Annotated in this window: 15 protein-coding genes; 7 read left to right on the forward strand and 8 right to left on the reverse strand. The window is 60.8% G+C overall.

The window, feature by feature from the left end; genetic code table 11:
• Positions 1-45: 45 nt before the first annotated feature.
• Positions 46-2,454 carry a glucan 1,4-alpha-glucosidase gene (locus CCGE525_RS28360; protein WP_120707576.1) on the reverse strand — a complete coding sequence of 803 codons (2,409 nt, stop codon included), beginning with the start codon at positions 2,452-2,454 and terminating at the stop codon, positions 46-48.
• 159 nt (positions 2,455-2,613) lie between these two features.
• On the opposite strand from CCGE525_RS28360, the gene CCGE525_RS28365 reads away from it, so the two are divergent.
• Positions 2,614-3,357 (forward strand): ROK family protein, encoded by a 744-nt coding sequence (locus CCGE525_RS28365; protein WP_120707577.1) that lies wholly within the window; start codon positions 2,614-2,616, stop codon positions 3,355-3,357.
• A 24-nt stretch (positions 3,358-3,381) separates the two neighbouring features.
• Here the strand turns inward: CCGE525_RS28365 and CCGE525_RS28370 are convergent, their stop codons facing one another.
• Both CCGE525_RS28370 and CCGE525_RS28375 read right to left on the reverse strand, forming a co-directional pair.
• Complete coding sequence (locus tag CCGE525_RS28370) at positions 3,382-4,083, reverse strand: SDR family NAD(P)-dependent oxidoreductase (RefSeq protein ID WP_120707578.1); 702 nt, start codon at positions 4,081-4,083, stop codon at positions 3,382-3,384.
• Between the two features lie 74 nt (positions 4,084-4,157).
• Positions 4,158-5,108: a cation diffusion facilitator family transporter gene (locus CCGE525_RS28375; protein WP_120707579.1), complete on the reverse strand. Its 951-nt coding sequence runs from the start codon at positions 5,106-5,108 to the stop codon at positions 4,158-4,160.
• Positions 5,109-5,324: 216 nt separating this feature from the next.
• On the opposite strand from CCGE525_RS28375, the gene ku (CCGE525_RS28380) reads away from it, so the two are divergent.
• Positions 5,325-6,170: a non-homologous end joining protein Ku gene (gene ku, locus CCGE525_RS28380; RefSeq protein ID WP_205587486.1), complete on the forward strand. Its 846-nt coding sequence runs from the start codon at positions 5,325-5,327 to the stop codon at positions 6,168-6,170.
• Positions 6,171-6,173: 3 nt separating this feature from the next.
• Positions 6,174-8,693 (forward strand): DNA ligase D, encoded by a 2,520-nt coding sequence (gene ligD, locus CCGE525_RS28385; RefSeq protein ID WP_120707581.1) that lies wholly within the window; start codon positions 6,174-6,176, stop codon positions 8,691-8,693.
• Here the strand turns inward: ligD and CCGE525_RS28390 are convergent.
• Positions 8,690-9,598: a LysR family transcriptional regulator gene (locus CCGE525_RS28390; protein ID WP_120708669.1), complete on the reverse strand. Its 909-nt coding sequence runs from the start codon at positions 9,596-9,598 to the stop codon at positions 8,690-8,692. The genes ligD and CCGE525_RS28390 overlap by 4 nt on opposite strands.
• A gap of 79 nt (positions 9,599-9,677) precedes the next feature.
• On the opposite strand from CCGE525_RS28390, the gene CCGE525_RS28395 reads away from it, so the two are divergent.
• Genes CCGE525_RS28395 through CCGE525_RS28405 form a run of 3 tightly spaced genes read left to right on the forward strand, consistent with a single transcriptional unit; the run spans position 9,678 to position 11,180 of the window.
• Positions 9,678-10,061 (forward strand): DoxX family protein, encoded by a 384-nt coding sequence (locus CCGE525_RS28395; protein ID WP_120707582.1) that lies wholly within the window; start codon positions 9,678-9,680, stop codon positions 10,059-10,061.
• A gap of 20 nt (positions 10,062-10,081) precedes the next feature.
• Entirely contained in the window at positions 10,082-10,579 is a 498-nt protein-coding gene (locus CCGE525_RS28400; RefSeq protein ID WP_245472197.1) for a DsrE family protein, read from the forward strand.
• A gap of 46 nt (positions 10,580-10,625) precedes the next feature.
• The gene (locus CCGE525_RS28405) at positions 10,626-11,180 is read left to right on the forward strand and encodes a TlpA family protein disulfide reductase (protein ID WP_162950334.1); all 555 of its coding nucleotides are present in this window, start codon (positions 10,626-10,628) and stop codon (positions 11,178-11,180) included.
• A 27-nt stretch (positions 11,181-11,207) separates the two neighbouring features.
• Here the strand turns inward: CCGE525_RS28405 and ku (CCGE525_RS28410) are convergent, their stop codons facing one another.
• A complete protein-coding gene (gene ku, locus CCGE525_RS28410; RefSeq protein WP_120707584.1) occupies positions 11,208-12,011 on the reverse strand; it encodes a non-homologous end joining protein Ku in 804 nt (267 codons plus the stop codon).
• Between the two features lie 424 nt (positions 12,012-12,435).
• Between ku (CCGE525_RS28410) and CCGE525_RS28415 the strand changes: the two genes are divergently transcribed.
• Entirely contained in the window at positions 12,436-13,200 is a 765-nt protein-coding gene (locus CCGE525_RS28415) for a hypothetical protein (protein WP_245472331.1), read from the forward strand.
• A 79-nt stretch (positions 13,201-13,279) separates the two neighbouring features.
• Here the strand turns inward: CCGE525_RS28415 and CCGE525_RS28420 are convergent, their stop codons facing one another.
• From CCGE525_RS28420 to nirB, 3 genes are read right to left on the reverse strand one after another with little or no spacing between them, the layout of a single operon-like run.
• The gene (locus tag CCGE525_RS28420) at positions 13,280-15,937 is read right to left on the reverse strand and encodes a nitrate reductase (protein ID WP_120707585.1); all 2,658 of its coding nucleotides are present in this window, start codon (positions 15,935-15,937) and stop codon (positions 13,280-13,282) included.
• A 46-nt stretch (positions 15,938-15,983) separates the two neighbouring features.
• Positions 15,984-16,334 (reverse strand): nitrite reductase small subunit NirD, encoded by a 351-nt coding sequence (gene nirD / locus CCGE525_RS28425; protein ID WP_120707586.1) that lies wholly within the window; start codon positions 16,332-16,334, stop codon positions 15,984-15,986.
• 4 nt (positions 16,335-16,338) lie between these two features.
• Positions 16,339-18,789, reverse strand: coding sequence for a nitrite reductase large subunit NirB (nirB, locus tag CCGE525_RS28430; RefSeq protein WP_120707587.1), 2,451 nt, complete (start codon positions 18,787-18,789; stop codon positions 16,339-16,341).
• Positions 18,790-18,804 lie beyond the last annotated feature (15 nt).

Here is an 18,804-nt window from a genome sequence, read left to right on the forward strand (position 1 = left end):
CGATAAAATGCCCTTATCGCCGCGGATCGGGACGTGGGATCGGTCTCAAACCACTTCGATTTTGAAATCCGCGTCTTCCCACCGCTGTGTATCCGTCCAGAAGATCGTGAAGACGATCGTGCCCGGGCCGAGCGTCTTCGTCGGCAGGTCACAGATGTGAGTGCCGAAGTCCGTATCACGGCACTGGCTGTCGGTGAAGCTTGCCCATCCGTCGGTAGACCAGTGCACCAGGGCAGGCTCGGGCAGTTCGATGCGCAGGGCGCGGCCTGCCGGCATTTGGGCGCGCTTGTTGGTCGGGCGCCAGGCGAAGGGCGCGGGTGCCGGCTTTGCGCCCACGTAGCGGGCAAAGGTCTGGGGCGGCATATCGAAAATCACGCCGTCGCGGATCGAGCGCAGCAGCTTGATGTGTTCCGCATGAGCCCAGACCAAGGGCATGGCGCTGCCGGAGGGGCGGCCGAGAAAAAGCTCGCGTTCCGGTACGTCGTCGCTGTCCCATATCTGCTCGGGCAGGAGTCCGCCCTCGCTTGCAGAGGCTTCCAGCGCCGCCAACAGGCGCCGCGCCTCGTCCGGTCGCCCGGCGGCAAGTTCATAGTGAGCGCGCTCGCCGGTCAAGAGCGGCCAGAGCCTTCCGACACCGCTGCCGGCAAAGGGCGCGCCGCCGATGCGCTCGCCGTAGCCGTCGTCATTGTAGCGGTACCAATAGGGTCCGGCGGGAAGGTCGCGCCGCAATTCCGCATCGATCGCCGCGACGGTGCCGAGGATGCGCGGATCGTCGGCGGCCCTGAGGCCGAACCGCACCAGCGCCAAGGCATCGGGACTGATAAGCAGGTCTGCCTCCACGACTTCATTCCCGTCGTCGCGATTGCGGATTGGGATGAAGTCGCGCCCGAGCGACGAGCTGCTGTCCGTGGCCGAGGCGATGCGCACGTAATAGCCGTCGATGCCGAGACCGCGCGACAGTTCGGTATCGGTGGCATAGGTCCATTCCTCTATGCGCTCGTTCCAGCCGTCGGCCACCTCGCGCAGATATTGCGCCGTCGCCAGCCGACCGGCGGATTCCACCGCATCGGCCGCCGCGAGCAAGCCGGCGATCTCGACGGCGAGCGTGAACGGCGAGTAGCCGGCATCCTCCTCCCAGCGATCCTGCTGGGTGGCGGGACCGTTTCTGACGATATAGGCCGCGGCGGCCTCCATCATCGGCAGGTATCGGTCGCTCTCCGACGCGTCGATCGCGCCTGCGCGGAGCAACATATCATAGAGCAGGATGGGAAAGGCCGTCTCGTCCATCTGGATGCCGTGCCAATAGGGTCGGCCGTCGAGCCAGGCATTCTGTACCCAATGGCCATCCGCCTCTTGGATAGCCGAGAGATAGTCAAGCACGGAGCGCGCGTCAGTCTTGGCGCCTGCGGCAAGCAGCGCGCCGGCCGTTTCCACCAGATCACGCGTCCAAACCAAATGATAGCCGCCGAGATCATCGTCGCCCTTGTTGAAGCCCCACGGGATCGAAAGGCTGGCAATGATGGCGCCGGATGCATCATCCCGGTGGGTGGCGAGCACGCCGGTGCTGACGCGGTAGCGGTTGAGCTGGCTGGGGTCATGCGGCTCATCCAGGGCAAGCAGGCTGGCCTGCCACTCCCGCCAGCCGCTACGATAGTGCTTGAGCGCCGGCTTGAGGCCCTGTTCCAGGCTGAGGACGGCACGGAAGGCAGCCTCCTCGGGCTGGGTTCCGAAGCCGATGGCGATCAGCGCGCGCCCTTCGTTCGCCTCAATGTCGAGCGTCCCCGACAGCGCGACATTGCCGGACGCGGCATAGCGGTACTCCTCCTTCAGCCCTTCGCCGCGCGACAGCGTCTGCCAACCGTCGGAGAAGCCGACATAGCCGACAGAACGCGCAAGCCAGGGCACAGAGGCTGCGACCGCGAGCGCCCGCCCGGAACCCTCGGCAAAAAGCATCGGCCTGCCTTTGAAATCGCCGTGCCAGCCGGTGTTATCGGCGCCGCCGTTGACGAGATGCGGCGCCATGAGGGTATGCAGCCGGTAATCGGAGAGATCACCGATGAGCGCCTGGAAGCGGACGTCCTGCAGCACCACCTCACGCTCCGGGTCCGAAAGGATGGTTTTGGTGATGCGATAGCGACCGTCGCGGGCGGTATTGACGAGGCGGAACGCCGGGACGCCGTCTTCGATCGCCTGCACGCGATGATCGGCGTCGCGCTTTTCTTCGGAAAAATAGCCGTCAGCCGTCACAATGAAACCGAAATCGCGAACGCAGGCCATATCGAGCCGCGGCGCGTAGATCTCGTTGAGGATGCCATGGCTCGCCGTGAACCAAACGTTGCTTGCCGTGCTGACGGCGGTGCCGACCGCGCTCTTGTCACTTGAAGTCCAGCGAGGCTCGATGCCGGGGGCACCAGGCGGGACTATGGAACCGGGTGGCAGTGTCGGAAAGGCCAAGTGTCGATCCTCCGCTTAGTATGCGCTCCTCTTCGGTGAGCCATCCTGGATTGAATTTAAGCGATCCGCAATACGCCTGGACTTGACAGCCAATGCTAATGTTGCGCCCGATGGAGCGTGGGAACGATTGAGGGCACGGCCCTGAGAGGAGCGTAAAGCATGGCTGACATAACTGAAGCACCGGCAGCGGAGCAAACACGCCACCATGGCAAGCCGAAGACGCACGCCGCGCCGGCCAGCCGCACCGTGCTCGCCGTGGATATCGGCGGGTCACATGTCAAGGTGGAACTCAGCAGCGGCACGGAGCGGCGTGCGGTCGCATCAGGGGACCAGATGACGGCGGCCAAGATGGTGGCGGCACTGCGCGATCTCACGGCCGACTGGCACTATGACGTTGTCGCCATGGGATACCCTGGACCTGTGGTCGCACATCGCGCCGCTGCCGATCCATTCAACCTTGGGCCGGGATGGAAGGATTTCGATTTCGAATCGGCCCTCGGCCGGCCCGTGCGGATGGTCAACGACGCGTTGATGCAGGCGATCGGCAGCTACGACGCGGGCCGCATGCTCTTCCTCGGTCTTGGCACCGGCCTCGGCTCGGCCATGATCGCCGAGAACGTTTGCATGCCCCTGGAATTGGCGCACATGCCCTACCGGAAGGCGACCTTCGAGGATTATGTCGGCGAACGCGGCCTGGAACGTCGTGGCAAGGGCAAATGGCGAAAATCGGTATTCGACGTTGCCGAGCGCTTGGGCAAGGCCCTGCTGCCGGACTATATCGTCATCGGCGGCGGCAACGTCGAACGGCTGAAGGAACTGCCGTCAAAGTGCCGACGCGGCAATAACGACAACGCCTTCCGTGGTGGTTTCCGGGTCTGGCTGGATGACCGCCTGCACATCTAATGGCGGTGGCTTGCATGCCGTCCGTCAAAATTTCTCGACCCAGGGCCTGACTTCCAGTTCCGAGGACCAGGCGCTGCGGTGCTGCCGCAGCAGGTCGATATAGCATTGCGCTATGGCATCGGGGTCGAGTGTGCTGTCCGGCCGATCCGGCGGGTCAGGGCGATGTTCGGCGCGCACACCGCCGTCGACCACGACATGGGCCACATGGATGCCCTGCGGTGCCAGCTCGCGCGCAGCGCTCTGCGCCAGGCCCCGCAATGCGAACTTGCCCATGGCGAAGGGCGCGGAGAGGGCAAAACCCTTGATCCCCGCGGTGGCTCCGGTCAGGAGGATCGCGCCTTTGCCTGCCGGCACCATGCGCTTGGCCGCCTGCTGCACCGTATAGAAGGCGCCCAGCGCCGAGACGGCGACGGCCTGCTCGACCTGGGAGGGGTCCAGCTCGGCGATGGGGCCGCGAAGGCGACCGCTGGCATTGTAGAGGACGATCTCCGGCGCGCCGATCCGCGCATCGGTCTCGGCAAAGAGCCGTTCGATCTGGCCGGCGTCGCTGGCGTCGACCGGCAATGCGATGGCACCCGTCTGATCGACCAGCGGTGTCAGCTTGTCGACATGCCGGGCAGCGATCACGACCGGAATTTCGGCTGCGCGCAGGAGCCGTGTCAGGGATCCGCTGATACCTGGCCCGACACCAATGATGAGCGCGCTGCGATAAGGGATGTCGATCATGGCTTCACCTCCGGGTGAGTTGGGAACAATATCGGGTTTCGGTACTCGACGCGGCCGGACAAGCCGAACGTCACTCAACACGCCTTGGATATATGTTCTGGCGACGGTGCCTTTTCTATCTGCAGTGTCGCGTGTCCGATCTCGAAGCGAGCGTTTATCTCGTCCGCGACGTGATCGATGAACTCGTCGCCGGGATGGCCGTCCGGCAGTACGAGATGGCAGGTCATGGCAGTCTCGGTCGTGCTCAAAGACCATACATGCAGATCGTGGACGTCGGCGACGCCCGGCAGCTCGTGCAGGAAAGCGCGCAACTTGCCGAGGTCCACGTTTGCCGGAACAGCACCCAATGACATGGTAATCGCTCCCGTGAGTAGGCTCCAGGTGCCGTGGACAATCACGACGCTGATGACCAGAGTCATGAGAGGATCGACCCATATCCAACCGGTTACCAGGATGATCAGGCCGCCGACGACCACGCCCAGGGACACGAGAGCGTCGGCTGCCATGTGCAGATAGGCTCCGCGAACGTTGAGGTCTCCTTTCCGTCCGGAAGCGAATAACCAGGCACAGAAGCCGTTCAGTACGATGCCGCATGCGGCAACGATCATCACGGTACCGCCTGCGGCCGGCTGCGGTTCCGCGAAGCGCCGTATCGCCTCCCACGTCAAACCACCTGTCACGACGAGCAGGAAGACGGCATTGAACAGAGCGGCAAGGATCGATGTTCCACCAAGCCCGTATGTGAAGCGGTTCGTCGGCTTCCTCCTTGCGAGGACGACTGCCGCCCAGGCGACGGCAAGTCCGAGCGCGTCCGACAGATTATGGCCCGCGTCGGCAATCAAGGCGACAGAATGGGCGAGCACGCCGTAGAGGACCTCGATGACCACGAAGGCGGCGTTGAGGGCGATGCCGAGCGCGAAGGCCTTGCCGAAGTTCTGCGGCACGTGCGCATGCCCAAATTGGCCATGATCGTGGCCGTGGCCGGCGGTATGGGCGGAATGATCATGATCGTGGGTATGCGTCATGGCTGTTTCTCTCGATCGCCAAACAGGACTACTCCCTCTAGCCACTAGAGGTGCAAGCAGAATCGTCGCTTCAGTGACCGTAACTGGATCGCCGGCCATTTGTTCGTGGCATCATGAGCTGTGGTGGCATTTACTTTATAACGCGAAAAACTGGCTGGCACTCCGGAACAAAGCTTGGGAAATATCGTTCAATTCTGTTGGCTTCACATCGGAGATGTGTCGATGTCCCCGCGTGCGCAATGGAAGGGCTATTTGCAATTCGGTCTGGTGACGTGCCCGGTGGCGCTTTATACCGCCACGTCGACATCAGAGCGTGTGTCTTTTCACACCATCAACCGCGCGACGGGCAATCGAGTCCGGCGTGAATTCATCGACAGCAGCACCGGGAAAGCCGTAGGGCGCGAGGATCAGGTCAAAGGCTATGAAGTCGGCAAGGATGACTATGTGATCTTTGAGCCTGACGAAGTCGCCGCCGTTGTCCCCGGAAGCGACAAGACCCTCCATCTCCAGGCATTCGTCGCATACGCTGATATCGACGACGTTTACTTCGACAAGCCCTATTATCTCGCGCCGAGCGATCGGGGCAGCGAAGAGGCGTTTGTGCTGATCCGGGCCGGCATGCAGAAAAAGAAGGCTGCGGCCATCGCGCGCACCGTCCTTTTCCGGCGCCTGCGCACCCTGTTGATCCGACCCTACGACAAGGGCCTGATCGCGACGACGCTGAATTACGATTATGAGGTCCGCTCCGCCGACAAGGCTTTCGAGGATGTGCCCGACATCAAGATCAAGGGTGAAATGCTCGATCTGGCAAAGCATATTATCGCCACGAAAAGCGGCACGTTCGACGCGCAGGCCTTTGATGATCGCTATGAGGCCGCACTCACCGAACTGATCAAGGCAAAGATCGAAGGCCGCAAAATTACCGTCCGCAAGGAGCGCAAGCCGGAAAAAGTCGTCGATCTCATGGAGGCGCTTCGCCAAAGCGCCGGCGTCACTGGAGAAAAGAAGCGGGCACCGAAACGCGCGGCGTCCAATGCCTCGCGGCCGCGAAAGGCTGGCTGATCCATGGTGCTCGAGACCTATCGCGAAAAGCGGGATTTTTCCAAGACATCCGAACCCAGGGGGCGCAAACGCAAGACGGCGGCGCACAACAGTTTCGTCATCCAGAAACACGCGGCCCGCCGTCTGCACTATGATTTTCGCCTGGAGCTTGACGGCGTCTTGAAGAGCTGGGCGGTTGCAAGGGGGCCGAGCCTGGTTCCGGGGGACAAGCGCCTGGCAGTCCAGGTCGAGGATCACCCGCTCGCCTACGGCGATTTCGAAGGCACTATTCCGAAAGGCGAATATGGCGGCGGCTCGGTGATCATCTGGGATCGCGGCACCTGGGAGCCGGATGGCGATCCGCACAAAGGCTTAGAAAAGGGCCACATCGAGCTCGAACTGCACGGGGAGAAGCTCCACGGCCGCTGGCATTTGGTTCGCATGGCCAGACGCGCTCGGGAAACGAAAGATAATTGGCTGCTCATCAAAGTCGACGACGAGGCGGCCCGGCCCGAGGGTGCGGATGACATTCTCGAGGAGCGGCCGGAATCGGTGAAGACCGGCCGGCTGATCGAGGAGCTCGAGGGAGAAGAGCCCGGTTGGTCTTCGAAGACGGGCAGGATCAAGAAACCCCAGCGGTCCGCAACGAAAATTGTGGTCGATCCCTCGTCCGTGATGAAGGCCAGGAAGTCGGCCTTGCCCGATTTCGTCGAGCCGACATTGGCGATGCTGACGAACAAGCCGCCGAGTGGCAAGCAATGGCTTCATGAAATCAAGTTCGACGGCTATCGCCTGCAGGCCCGCATCGAGGACGGCCGCGTCAGATTGCTGACACGCACCGGTCTCGACTGGTCAGACAAGTTCGGGAAAGAACTTCTTACTGAATTCGCCGCTCTTCCGCTCAAGACGGCGCTTGTGGATGGCGAACTGGTGGTCGAGACCGCGTCCGGCGCGCCGGATTTCGCAGCCCTTCAGGCCGATCTTCGCGACGGCAGGAGCGATCGTTTCGTGTTCTACGCCTTCGATCTCCTCTATCTCGACGGATATGATCTGCGCGCAGCCCCTCTGATCGAGAGAAAAAAGATGCTGGAGAAAATCATACCTTCGGGGACCGGCAAGATCCGCTTCAGCATTGATTTCGATGTCGATGGCGATCTGCTGCTGGAGCATGCCCGCCGTCTGGGTCTGGAAGGCATCGTTTCGAAGCAAGCCGATGAGCCTTATCGCTCCGGCCGCGGCAGAGGCTGGCTGAAATCGAAGGGTTCCTTCCGGCAGGAATTCGTGATCGCGGGTTATGTGCCGTCGTCGACGGCGCGCAAGGCGATCGGTTCTCTCGTGCTCGGCATTTTCGACAAGGGCAGGCTGCAATATGTCGGCCGCGTCGGCACGGGATTTACCAACAAGGTTGCGGAGGATCTTTATTCACGACTTGAAGCCATGCGGGTCGATAAAAACCCGCTCGATCAACGTCTCAGCGCGGATGAAGCACGTGGCGTCCGTTTTGTGCGTCCGGAACTGGTTGCGGAAATCGAGTTCCGCACATGGACAGGGGATAACCTGCTGCGGCACGCCGCATTTCGCGGTCTGCGCGAGGACAAGTCGGCGAACGAGGTTGTTCGAGAGACCTCCATCGACGCGCGTGCGGAACCCGAACTGCCAAAGCGGACCGTCATTCTCACGCATGCTGACCGTATCTACTGGCCAGACGAAGGCGTTACCAAGGAAGGTCTCGCCGATTACTACACCGATGTCTGGACATATATGGCGCCCTTCGTCGTCCAGCGGCCATTGGCACTGCTGCGTTGCCCCGATGGCATCAGCGGCCAGCACTTCTTCCAAAAGCATGCGTGGAAAGGCCTGAACGAGAGCATTGTCCTCATCCATGATCCCAAGGACGAGGACGACACTCCGCTGATCAGCATCGACGATCTCGATGGCTTGCTCGGTCTCGTGCAGGCAGGATCGCTGGAGCTTCACCCCTGGGGCGTCACGGTCGCCGATTGGGAGCATCCCGAGACCATCATCATGGATCTTGACCCCGGACCCAACGTACCTTGGGAGCGAGTGATCGAAGCGGCGGAGGAAACGCGAGATCGCATGAGGTCGGCCGGCCTCGAAGCCTTCGTCAAGACATCAGGCGGCAAGGGCCTGCATGTCGTATCGCCATTGAAGCCAACAGCCGAATGGCCCGCCGTCAAAGCTTTCACGAAATCCATTGCCGACCAGATGGCCGCGGACAGCCCCGAGCGCTATGTTTCCACCATCACCAAGTCGAAGCGGCAAGGCAAAATCCTGATCGACTACCTGCGCAATCAGCGCGGCTCAACGGCTGTCGCGCCCTATTCGACGCGAGCGCGTCCGGGGGCTGCGGTCTCGATGCCGCTGACCTGGGACGAACTTAGTCCGGCGATCGGGCCAGCCTATTTCACGGTCAATAATACGCCCACCCGGCTCGCGGCACTTCGGTCAGACCCCTGGGAGGATTTTCGAGCGGCGGCCGCTCCTTTGGAGAAAGCAAAATCCAAAAAGAGCGGAGTGCGCTAGAGCCGAGCTTTGATGTAGTCTCGAAACGCCTTTGCGCGCGCGGTCATCTGCCGTCCGGGCGCGCTGATTGCGTGGAGCGTAAGGCCAGACCAACCCCAATCGGGCATGACGCGGACGAGCCTCCCAGCCGACAGCGAATTGACAACGACAATTTCGGGAAGAGGCGCGATTCCAGCCCCTGCCTCGGCGAGTTTCAACACGCATGCGAAATCGCTTGCTCGTACATCGGCTCGCAAGGAAACCTTCTCTTCTCGCGCGCCATTGGAGAGCACGAGGTGCGTCACGCCCGGCCGCTCCCTCGGTAGAACCAGTGCGTGTCGCTCGATATCCGCCGGAACCTCGATCGGACCGCTCCCTCGTAGATAGGATGGTGCCGCGAACATGCCGACTCTCATTTCCGCGATTGGAAATGCCTGAAACTGCATGTCGGGCATTTGCGCCAAGCTCACTCTAAGTGCGAGATCAATGCGATGCGCGACAGGATCCAGTGTCGCGTCCGTTGCGATAACCTCAATGGCGATCTGCGGATAGTCTTGCCGAAACGACGTGATGATCTCCGGCAATACCTCGATCGCAATATCAATGGGTGCGGTTATTCGGATGGTCCCACGCGCGATCGACCGAGACCTCCGTACACTCGCTCCGGCGTCATCGAGCAGTGCCAAAGCAGGCATGGCCTTATCGTAGAATTCCACTCCCTCCGCAGTACACGAGACGGAGCGAGGGGAGCGTGAAAGCAGCCGCACGCCAACAGCCTTTTCAAGCCGCGAAATCCGTCGACTGATGCTGCCTTTCGTCTCGTTCAGCTGCCGAGCCGCCGCCGACAGCGTTGCAAAGTCGACAACGGCGCAAAAGGCGCGCACATCATCGATCGAGCCAGAGAAGGTTTCCATATCAGCAACCATGTGTTCCGAGATGCGGATCTGACGCAAATTCGTAAACCATGATTTTCTGTTTGCAATATCTCCCCGGAAGGAATTCGTGATGTCTGAATATGCTTTGCCAAGAAAATCGTCGTTGAAGACTGCCGCTCTGATCGGCCTGCGCGTCATTCTCGCGGCCCTCTTTGCTGCCGCAGCGCTCGCAAAAATCGCTGGGGTGCCGCAAATGGTTCAGGAGTTCGACACAATCGGTCTCGGCCAATGGTTTCGCTATTTCACCGCCGTCGTTGAGCTGACCGGTGCGGGCCTTACCATCTGGCCACGCCGGTCGGCCTTTGGCGCTATTGTGCTCGCGGGCGTTTGCGTTGGAGCATTCTTCACCCAACTCCTGGCGCTGCATGGCGATGTCATACACACGATCATTTTGGGCGCTGCCGCAGGCGTCCTCGCCTTTGTACAGAGCAGCCAGCTCTTTCAGGCGCGCTGACGGTCGGGTTCGAGTAACACATGAACAAGCGCAGCCCGATCAAATCCTCGCCGTCCACACTGGCGCCGGCGCTATTCGTTTTGGCAATCATCGCGATGCTGGGCTGGGCCTCGGCGATCGCGCCCGCCTTTGCAACGCAATCAAAGCCCTTGGAACATAAGGTCGTGTTTCAGGTGGACAGCAATGACGTTACGGTCATGAAACACGCCATCAGCGGGTCCATTAACGCGGCCCAATATTATAAATCCAAGCACGAAGGCATTTCGATCGAGATCGTTGCCAACGCTACCGGGATCGAGATGTTTCGAGACGACACATCGCCATTGAAGGATGCAATAGCGGCCCTGCGCACGATGGTCCCAGGCATCGCGCTCAGCATGTGCGGTTCTTCCAAGGCGATTGCCGAGCAGAAAGAAGGCCACCCGCTGCCGCTAATCGAAGGGGTCACGGTCGTGCCCTATGGCGTCGGGCGGGTGATTGATCTTCAGGAACATGGTTGGGTCTATATTCATGCCTAGCCATCAGTCGCGTGCAACATACAGCCGGCGAACATTGCTGCGCGGAATGGCCCGCGGCGCCGCGCTTTCCTTCCTGTCGCGGTCGGATCTTGCGAAGGCGACGGATGACCCTCCTGTCTTTGAAAACGTGCGGCATCAATTCACGCTGCTGGAGCCCGCAAGAATCCTGCAGCCGACAAAACTCGTGGATCTTCGTGGAAACGAGGTCGATTTTCACCCCGAGCCGGGGCGGGTAACGCTCATCAATCTCTGGGCCACCTGGTGCGTCGCCTGCCGCACCGACCTGTCGGCACTGGATAATTTTTCGCGGCAAATGGGCGGCCAAGCGACCGTCGTTGCCGTTTGTGTCGATCTGTCTGACGGTGCCCAGGTCACGGAATTTGTTCAAGACTTGGGGATCAGGCATCTTCGCGTCCTGATCGACCCGAGCGCGTCGCTTACGCAATCGCGATCATCCGCTGACGCGCTGCTGCCTCTATACGGTATGCCGATCACCTATCTTATAACCCCGAAAGGTCGGATCGCGGGCTTTATTGAAGGGCCTTCCGACTGGCTTTCTCCTGAAGGTCATGCTCTGATAAATTACTATGCTTCGCTTTGATCGCAGTCTGTCGCGCCCGGAATTACGCTAGCGCTTGGCTTTCGAGGCAGCGGCCACGCTTTTTTTCAATGCGTCCATGATGTTGATGACATTGCTCGGTGGCGTTTCAGCCTCGGGCTTGGGTTTGGCCGCCCGTTTCCGGCCCTTCTTTTTTGCGGTTATCAGCTCCAGCAGTTTGTCCTGTACCGGATCGCTCGCCATTGACGGCGTCCAGGGTTTTGTCTGCTCGTCGATCAATTGCAGGACAAGCGACATCAAGGACGGATCGGCCTTGTTCGCGTTGATCGTTTCGAAATAGGCCGCCTTATCGCGAACCTCGTCGCCGTAACGCAATGTCCACAATACGATTCCTTTGTCGCGGGGCTCGAGCATGACAGCCCGCTCGCGGCGATACATCACCAATCGGGAGATGCCGACCGTCCTGGTCGTTGCCATGGCGTCACGGATGACGCAGAAAGCCTCTTCGCCGACCGGATCGTCCGGGGTCAGATAGTGCGGCTGGTCGAGCCAGATCCATTCGATGGAATCGCGCGGCGCGAAGACATCGATATCGATCGTGCGGGTGCTTTCGAGCGCGACGGACTCCAGCTCGTCGTCTTCGATCAATACATAGTCGCCCTCGCCACGCTCATAGCCTTTGACCTCGTCGTCCTCCTTCACCACCTTGCCGGTGACGGAGTCGACATATTGGCTGACGACGCGGTTCCGGGTCTCGCGATTGAGAGTGTGGAAACGGATCTTCTCATTTTCCGATACAGCCGGCGCCATCGCGACCGGGCAGGTCACGAGCGAAAGCTTGAGATAGCCTTTCCAGAAAGAACGTTGAGCCATGCGTCGACCTCCCAGTTTCACATCGAACGGCAGGCTTGACGCTTTGTTCCATCTTATGATCGACCGTCTATTGCCGTGATCAGAGCAACGACCGAAAACTCATTTTTCCGCAGGTTTAGTCCCGGGAGCAAAGCCTTTCCGGTCATTTTTCGACGTTTGTTACCGTAACGTACTTACAGTTTGCCGCGGTTGTGCCCATGCTTTGCTACAACACTTTGTGAGTCGTCACCGGGTGTTCGGCCATGCACGCAGGAGGCTGCAACGCAGCAACGGGATTGAAGCCTTTTTCGATGGCAAGCAGTCCTCCTCGGGATGGCCACTTCAGATACGTGCATGTGGGCTCGGGGCACTGCGCGAATTGCCCCAAGCCATGATCAATCCTGGAGGGGACATGACGATGAAATTCTGCCTCGGCTTTCTGCTGATGTTTTTGGGCGCCGTGACGGTCGGCGGGCCGCTGCAGGCGGCCGACCTGACGCCGCTTCTCAATCCGGAATCCAAACCCATCGCGACCCAAAGCGGATGGACGTTCACGTTCACGCCGTATTTCTGGGCAGCTGGAATGAAGGGCGATATTGCGCAATTCGGTTTGCCCGAAGTGCATGTCGACGCAGACTTCAGCGATATCTTTAACGTTCTCGATTTCGGGATCATGGCGGCCGGCGAGGCGCGGTATGATCGCTATAGCATCTTCGGCGATATCATTTATGTGAAACTCTCCGAGGATGCCACCACGCCCAGAGGCATCTTCGCGAACAACATCGAAGTCACGTCGAAGACCTTCATGGGCCTTTTGGGTGGCGGATATGCGGTCATCGACGGGCCGGCCGGCCATCTCGACCTCGTCGGAGGTGCCAAGGTGTGGTCGGTCGACACAAACATTGCCTTCAATGGCGGCCTTCTTGGCGGCGTCAGCCGCGACGACAGCGCCACCTGGGTGGATGCAGTTGCCGGGGTGAGAGGAGACTACTTCTTCACACCCCACATCTATCTGACAGGTTGGGGCCTTGTCGGCGGCGGCGGAGCTGATATCGACTGGGATGTCGCCGCTGGCCTTGGATACAAGTTCAACAACACGATTTCGGCGGTTGCGGGCTATCGCGCGTTGGGGGTGGACTATAGCCACGACGGTTTCGTCTTCAACGTTGTCCAGCAGGGGCCAATCCTGGGGCTCACGATCCACTTCTAGAGCATTCCGCCTGCAGGTGGAATCACCTGCGAGCGGATAAAATGCTCTAGGGGAATGGTAATTTAGCCCAGCAAGCCGTTTATTCAGCCGCAGTCGCTAGGCATCCATCGATGATCCCACGGATTTCGGCGCGACAGGAGCCGCAATTGGTCCCAGCGTTCAGCGCTTTGCCGACGGCTTCGACGCTGTGGCAGCCATTGCGAACCGCACTGACGATCTGGTTGACGCCGACGCCGAAACACGAGCAAACGGTTGCACCGGGATCAGGCGTATTGGTGCCCGGCCGGCCCGCGACGAGGGCAAAGCGTTTGCGCATATTGCTGTGCAATGCGGAGAGTTGCGCGATCGCCCAATTGCGGGCGACGGCCACCGGCTGGCGGGCCAGAAACAGCGCCGCGAGCAGCCTGTCTCCGTCGAAGAACGCCAGACGCAGATCCCCGGAGGTTTGATCGGCATAGCCGAGCGGTTCGACATCTGGAGGAATGTCGAACGTCGCGTGACACCATTCCGCCCAATCTTCCACGGCATCGTCGAATGCCAGTTCCATCCGCCATCCGCCGTCGGCCTTGGCGAGAGCCCAATAGGCGGCTTCCAGTTGCTGCGGCTTTGCCACGGAAACGGCAAAGCCATAATGCGATGCCTTGAAAGGACGTGCTGCGACGGCGACATTTTTCGAAGCCGGCTGACCGGAAAACGGATCGGTCACGGGCGCGACGACGGTATCGATGCGCGCCTTTGCGGCGAAGCTGTCATTCCAATGCATCGGCACGAACAGGCTGCTGCGCGCCTGCCGTTCCGTCACCAAGGCCCGAACGATGACCTTGCCTTGCGGGCTTTCGATCTCGATCAGGCTGGCGTCGCTGACGCCGATTTCGATCGCATCGCGGGGATGGATTTCGGCGAAGGACTCGGCAATATGTGCCGACAGCCGGGCGCTTTTGCCGGTGCGGGTCATCGTGTGCCACTGATCGCGGATACGGCCCGTATTGAGCGTGAACGGGAATTCCGCAGTCGTGCGATCTGAAACGGGCATCTTCACGGGCACGAAACGGGCCTTGCCGTCGGCATGAAAAAACCCGCCTTCGGCGAAGAAGCGTGTCGTCTGTAGCGCCGTTCCCGCAGGCTGCGGCCATTGGAACGGCGAAAGCGTTTCATAGTCTTCGGCCGTAATCTGCGCGCAGGCGCCGATATCGAAATCCCGGCTGCCGTTATTTTCAAAGCTGGAAAGGGCGGCATGTTCGGCAAAAATGCCGGCCGGCGAGTGGAAGGAGAAGGCCTCAGTGAACCCCATCCGACGACCCACTTCGGCCATCTGCCACCAGTCCGGTTTCGCCTCGCCGGGAGAGGGGAGAAACCCGCGCTGCCGGGAAATCCGACGCTCGGAATTGGTGACGGTGCCGTCCTTCTCGGCCCAGCCGGTGGAGGGCAGCAACACATCCGCATGTCGTGTCGTATCCGTCTGTCCCAGGACATCGGAAACGACGACGAAGGGACAGGCCTTGATTGCCGCTTCGACCGCATCGGCATCCGGCATCGAAACCACCGGATTGGTCGCCATGATCCACAGGGCTTTGATGCGGCCATCGGCAACGGCGCGAAACATGTCGACGGCCTTGAGCCCCGGCCGCGCGGCGATGACGGGGGACTTCCAGAAGCGCTGCACCCGATCCCGATCGTCGGCGTTTTCAATCGCCATGTGGGCGGCAAGCATGTTGGCGAGCCCGCCGACCTCGCGTCCGCCCATGGCATTGGGTTGACCGGTCAAGGAGAAAGGCCCCATGCCGGGGCGACCGATGCGTCCCGTGGCGAGATGGCAGTTGAGGATGGCGTTGACCTTGTCGGTGCCGGAGGACGATTGGTTGACACCCTGGCTATAGCAAGTCACGACCTTTTCCGTCGTCTCGAACAGACGGAAGAATTCGCGCAGTTGCATCGCCGGCAGACCGGTCTTGTCGAGCAGGTCGCTGAAGCTCAGCGCCGAGGCTTCGGCGAAAACGTCCGAGAAGCCCTCGGTATGAGTCGCGATGAAATTCTGGTCGATGGCGGAGCTCTGGGCCAGACGGGCAAGCAGGCCCGTGAACAGCGCGACATCGCCATCCGGACGGATTGCCAGATGCAGGTCGGCGATATCGGAGGTCATCGTCCGGCGCGGATCGATGACGACTACCTTCATTCCAGGGCGCTCGGCCTTGGCGGCCGCGAGGCGCTGGTAGAGGACCGGGTGACACCAGGCGAGATTGGAGCCGGTCAGGATCACCAGATCGGCCAGCTCGATGTCCTCATAGGTGCCGGGTACCGTGTCCGAACCGAAGGCGCGGCGGTGGCCCGCAACCGAGGACGACATGCAGAGGCGCGAATTGGTATCGATGTTGGCTGAGCCGATAAAGCCCTTCATCAGCTTGTTGGCGAGATAATAATCTTCGGTCAGAAGCTGGCCGGAGACATAGAAGGCAACCGAATCTGGACCATGCGCAGCCACGGTTTCGGAAAAACGGTTCGCCACCAGATCGAGGGCGTCGTCCCAGCTCGCGCGTTCACCACCGACTTCCGGATAGAGAAGCCGACCATCAAGATCGATCGTCTCCGCCAGCGCCGATCCCTTGGAACAGAGCCGCCCGTAATTGGAGGGATGATCGGGATCGCCTTTGACGGAAACCTTGCCGTCATCATCGACGCTGGCGATGACGCCGCAGCCGACGCCGCAATAGGGGCAGGTCGTTTTGGTCTCAGCGGACATCGAGTTGCCCTCCGAGATCCGAAAATTGAGCCGGGTGCAAAACCATCTATTCCGCCGCCATCAGGAGGCTATCGAGCCTGATCGACAGCATTCCGTCCTCATTGCGCACCGGGATGGTCCGAACCGAACCTTCATCTGCTCCGAGTGCCTTGCCGGTCTCAAGCGAGATGACCCAATTGTGCAGCGGGCAGGTGACGGCCGCGCCATGCACGATCCCTTGCGAAAGCGGTCCGCCCTTGTGCGGGCAATGGTCCTCGATAGCGAAGACTTCGTTTTCGGCGGTCCGGAAGACTGCGATCTTGCCCTGCGGGGTCTTCACGCAGCGCGCGCCGCGCAGGGGGATATCCGAAATGTCGCCGATTGGATGCCAGTTTTCATTGGGCCAGTTCATGTCCATCTCCTTACTCGGCGGCCTGCGGGTAGCCGATCGTTGCCATCGGCTTGAACTCATGCTTGTCTTTGCCGGAGACGCGCTCGGACCAGGGATCGACCTGGGCGAATTTCTGGCTGAAGACGAAGCGCTCGTAATAAGCCTTGCGCTTTTCACCGTCTTCCATGATCTGGCGGCGGATCTCGTCGAGGCCGATGCGCTTGGCCCATTTGTAGATGCGCTCGAGATAGCGGGCCTGCTCGCGATACATCTGCGTCAGCGCCACGATATGCTCCAGCGCCTCGTCCTCGGTCTTGACGAGGCCGAGTACCTCCGTGCCCTTGATGTCGAGACCGGCAGCACCTGCGAAATGGATTTCGAAACCGCTGTCGACACAGATGACGCCGATGTCCTTGCAGGTCGCCTCGGCGCAATTGCGCGGACAGCCGGAAACCGCCATCTTAAGCTTTGCCGGGGTCCAAGAGCCCCACATGAACTTCTCGATGCGAATGCCGAGGCCGGTGGAATCCTGCGTGCCGAAGCGGCACCAGTCGGAGCCGACGCAGGTCTTCACCGTGCGCAGGCCCTTGGCATAGGCCTGGCCGGAGATGAAGCCCGCCTTGCCGAGATCGGCCCAGACGGCGGGCAGGTCCTCCTTCTGCACGCCCAGCAGGTCGATGCGCTGGCCGCCGGTCACCTTGACCATCGGAATCTCGAATTTGTCGACAACATCGGCGATGGCGCGCAGTTCGTTCGAACTGGTTACGCCACCCCACATGCGCGGCACGACCGAATAGGTGCCATCCTTCTGAATATTGGCGTGAACACGCTCGTTGATGAAACGGGACTGATAGTCGTCGGCATATTCATCCGGCCAGTCGCAGACGAGGTAATAGTTCAACGCCGGCCGGCATTTCGCGCAGCCGCAGGACGTCTTCCATTCAAGTTCCTGCATAACAGCAGGAATTGATTTCAACCCTTTGGCTTTTATGAGTCTTCTGACGTCGTCATGCCCAAGCTCTGTGCAGGCGCACATCGGCTGTACGGCCTTGGGATTGTAGCTGTCGCCAAGCGTGATCGACATCAGTTGTTCAACGAGCCCCGTGCAGGAGCCGCACGAGGCGGACGCCTTGGTATGGGCGCGCACGTCGTCTAGGGACGTCAGCCCCTTGTCGGCGATTGTCGAGGTGATTTTGCCCTTACAAACGCCGTTGCAGCCGCAGATTTCCGCATCATCCGGCAAGGCTGCAACGGCCGCCATAGGGTCCAGCGGGGACCCTCCCTGGTAGGCCTGGCCGAAGATGAGCGTCTCGCGCATCTCCGAAATATCGGTCGCCTTCTTCTTCAGATCGTTGAACCATGCGCCATCAGCCGTCTCACCATAAAGCACGGTGCCGATGATGCGATTATCCTTGAGGATCACACGCTTGTAGACGCCGGCTGCGGCGTCACGCAGCACGATTTCCTCGCGATCGTCGCCGTCCGCGAAGTCGCCGATCGAAAAGAGGTCGATGCCGGTGACCTTGAGCTTGGTTGGCGTGTCGGAATGCACGAAGCCGGCAGAGGTGTCGCCGGCAAGCTGCGCGGCGGCAACGCGCGCCATTTCATAGAGCGGCGCCACCAGACCGTAGACCTGACCGCCCACTTCGGCGCATTCGCCTAGCGCATAGATATCGCCGTCGGAGGTGCCCATACCGGCGTCGACGACGATGCCTCTGTTGACCGCGAGGCCGGCATCCTTCGCAAGACCGGCGCTCGGGCGGATGCCGGCCGCCATAACCACCAGCGTCGCAGGCACGATGGTGCCGTCGGCCAATTCCACACCTTCGACTTTGCCGTCGCCGACGATCGCCTTGGTATTGGCTTTGGTGATGACCTTGATGCCGCGCTCCTCCACGGCCTTTTGCAGAAGGTAGCCTGCAGCCGGATCGAGTTGGCGCTCCATCAGCGTCGGCATGACGTGCAGCACGGTAACGTCCATGCCGCGCGAACTAAGGCCTGCCGCAGCTTCGAGACCAAGCAGACCGCCGCCGATGACGACCGCCTTGGCGCGGGATTGCGCGGCAAGCAGCATGGCGTTGACGTCGTCGAGATCGCGATAGGTCAGGACGCCCGGCAAATCATTTCCGGGAACGGGAATGATGAAGGGCACGGAACCGGTGGCGATCACCAGCTTGTCGTAGCTCTCGGTGACGCCATGATCCGACGACACGGTCTTGGCGGCGCGATCGATGGCGACGATCCTGTGACCCTTGTACAAGGTGATGTTGTTCTTGATGTACCAGCCATCGCCGTGGATGATGATCTGTTCATAGTCCTTTTCGCCGGAAAGGACTGGCGACAGCATGATGCGGTCGTAATTGACGCGTGGCTCGGCGTTGAAGATCGTCACTTCATACTGGCCGGGCGCCTTTTCGAGGAGGTGTTCCAGCATTCGGCCGGGCGCCATGCCGTTGCCGATGATGACAAGTTTCTGGGTCATGAGGAGCTCCGATCC

Origin of the sequence: Rhizobium jaguaris (assembly GCF_003627755.1) — a bacterium.
Taxonomy (GTDB): Bacteria; Pseudomonadota; Alphaproteobacteria; order Rhizobiales; family Rhizobiaceae; genus Rhizobium; species Rhizobium jaguaris.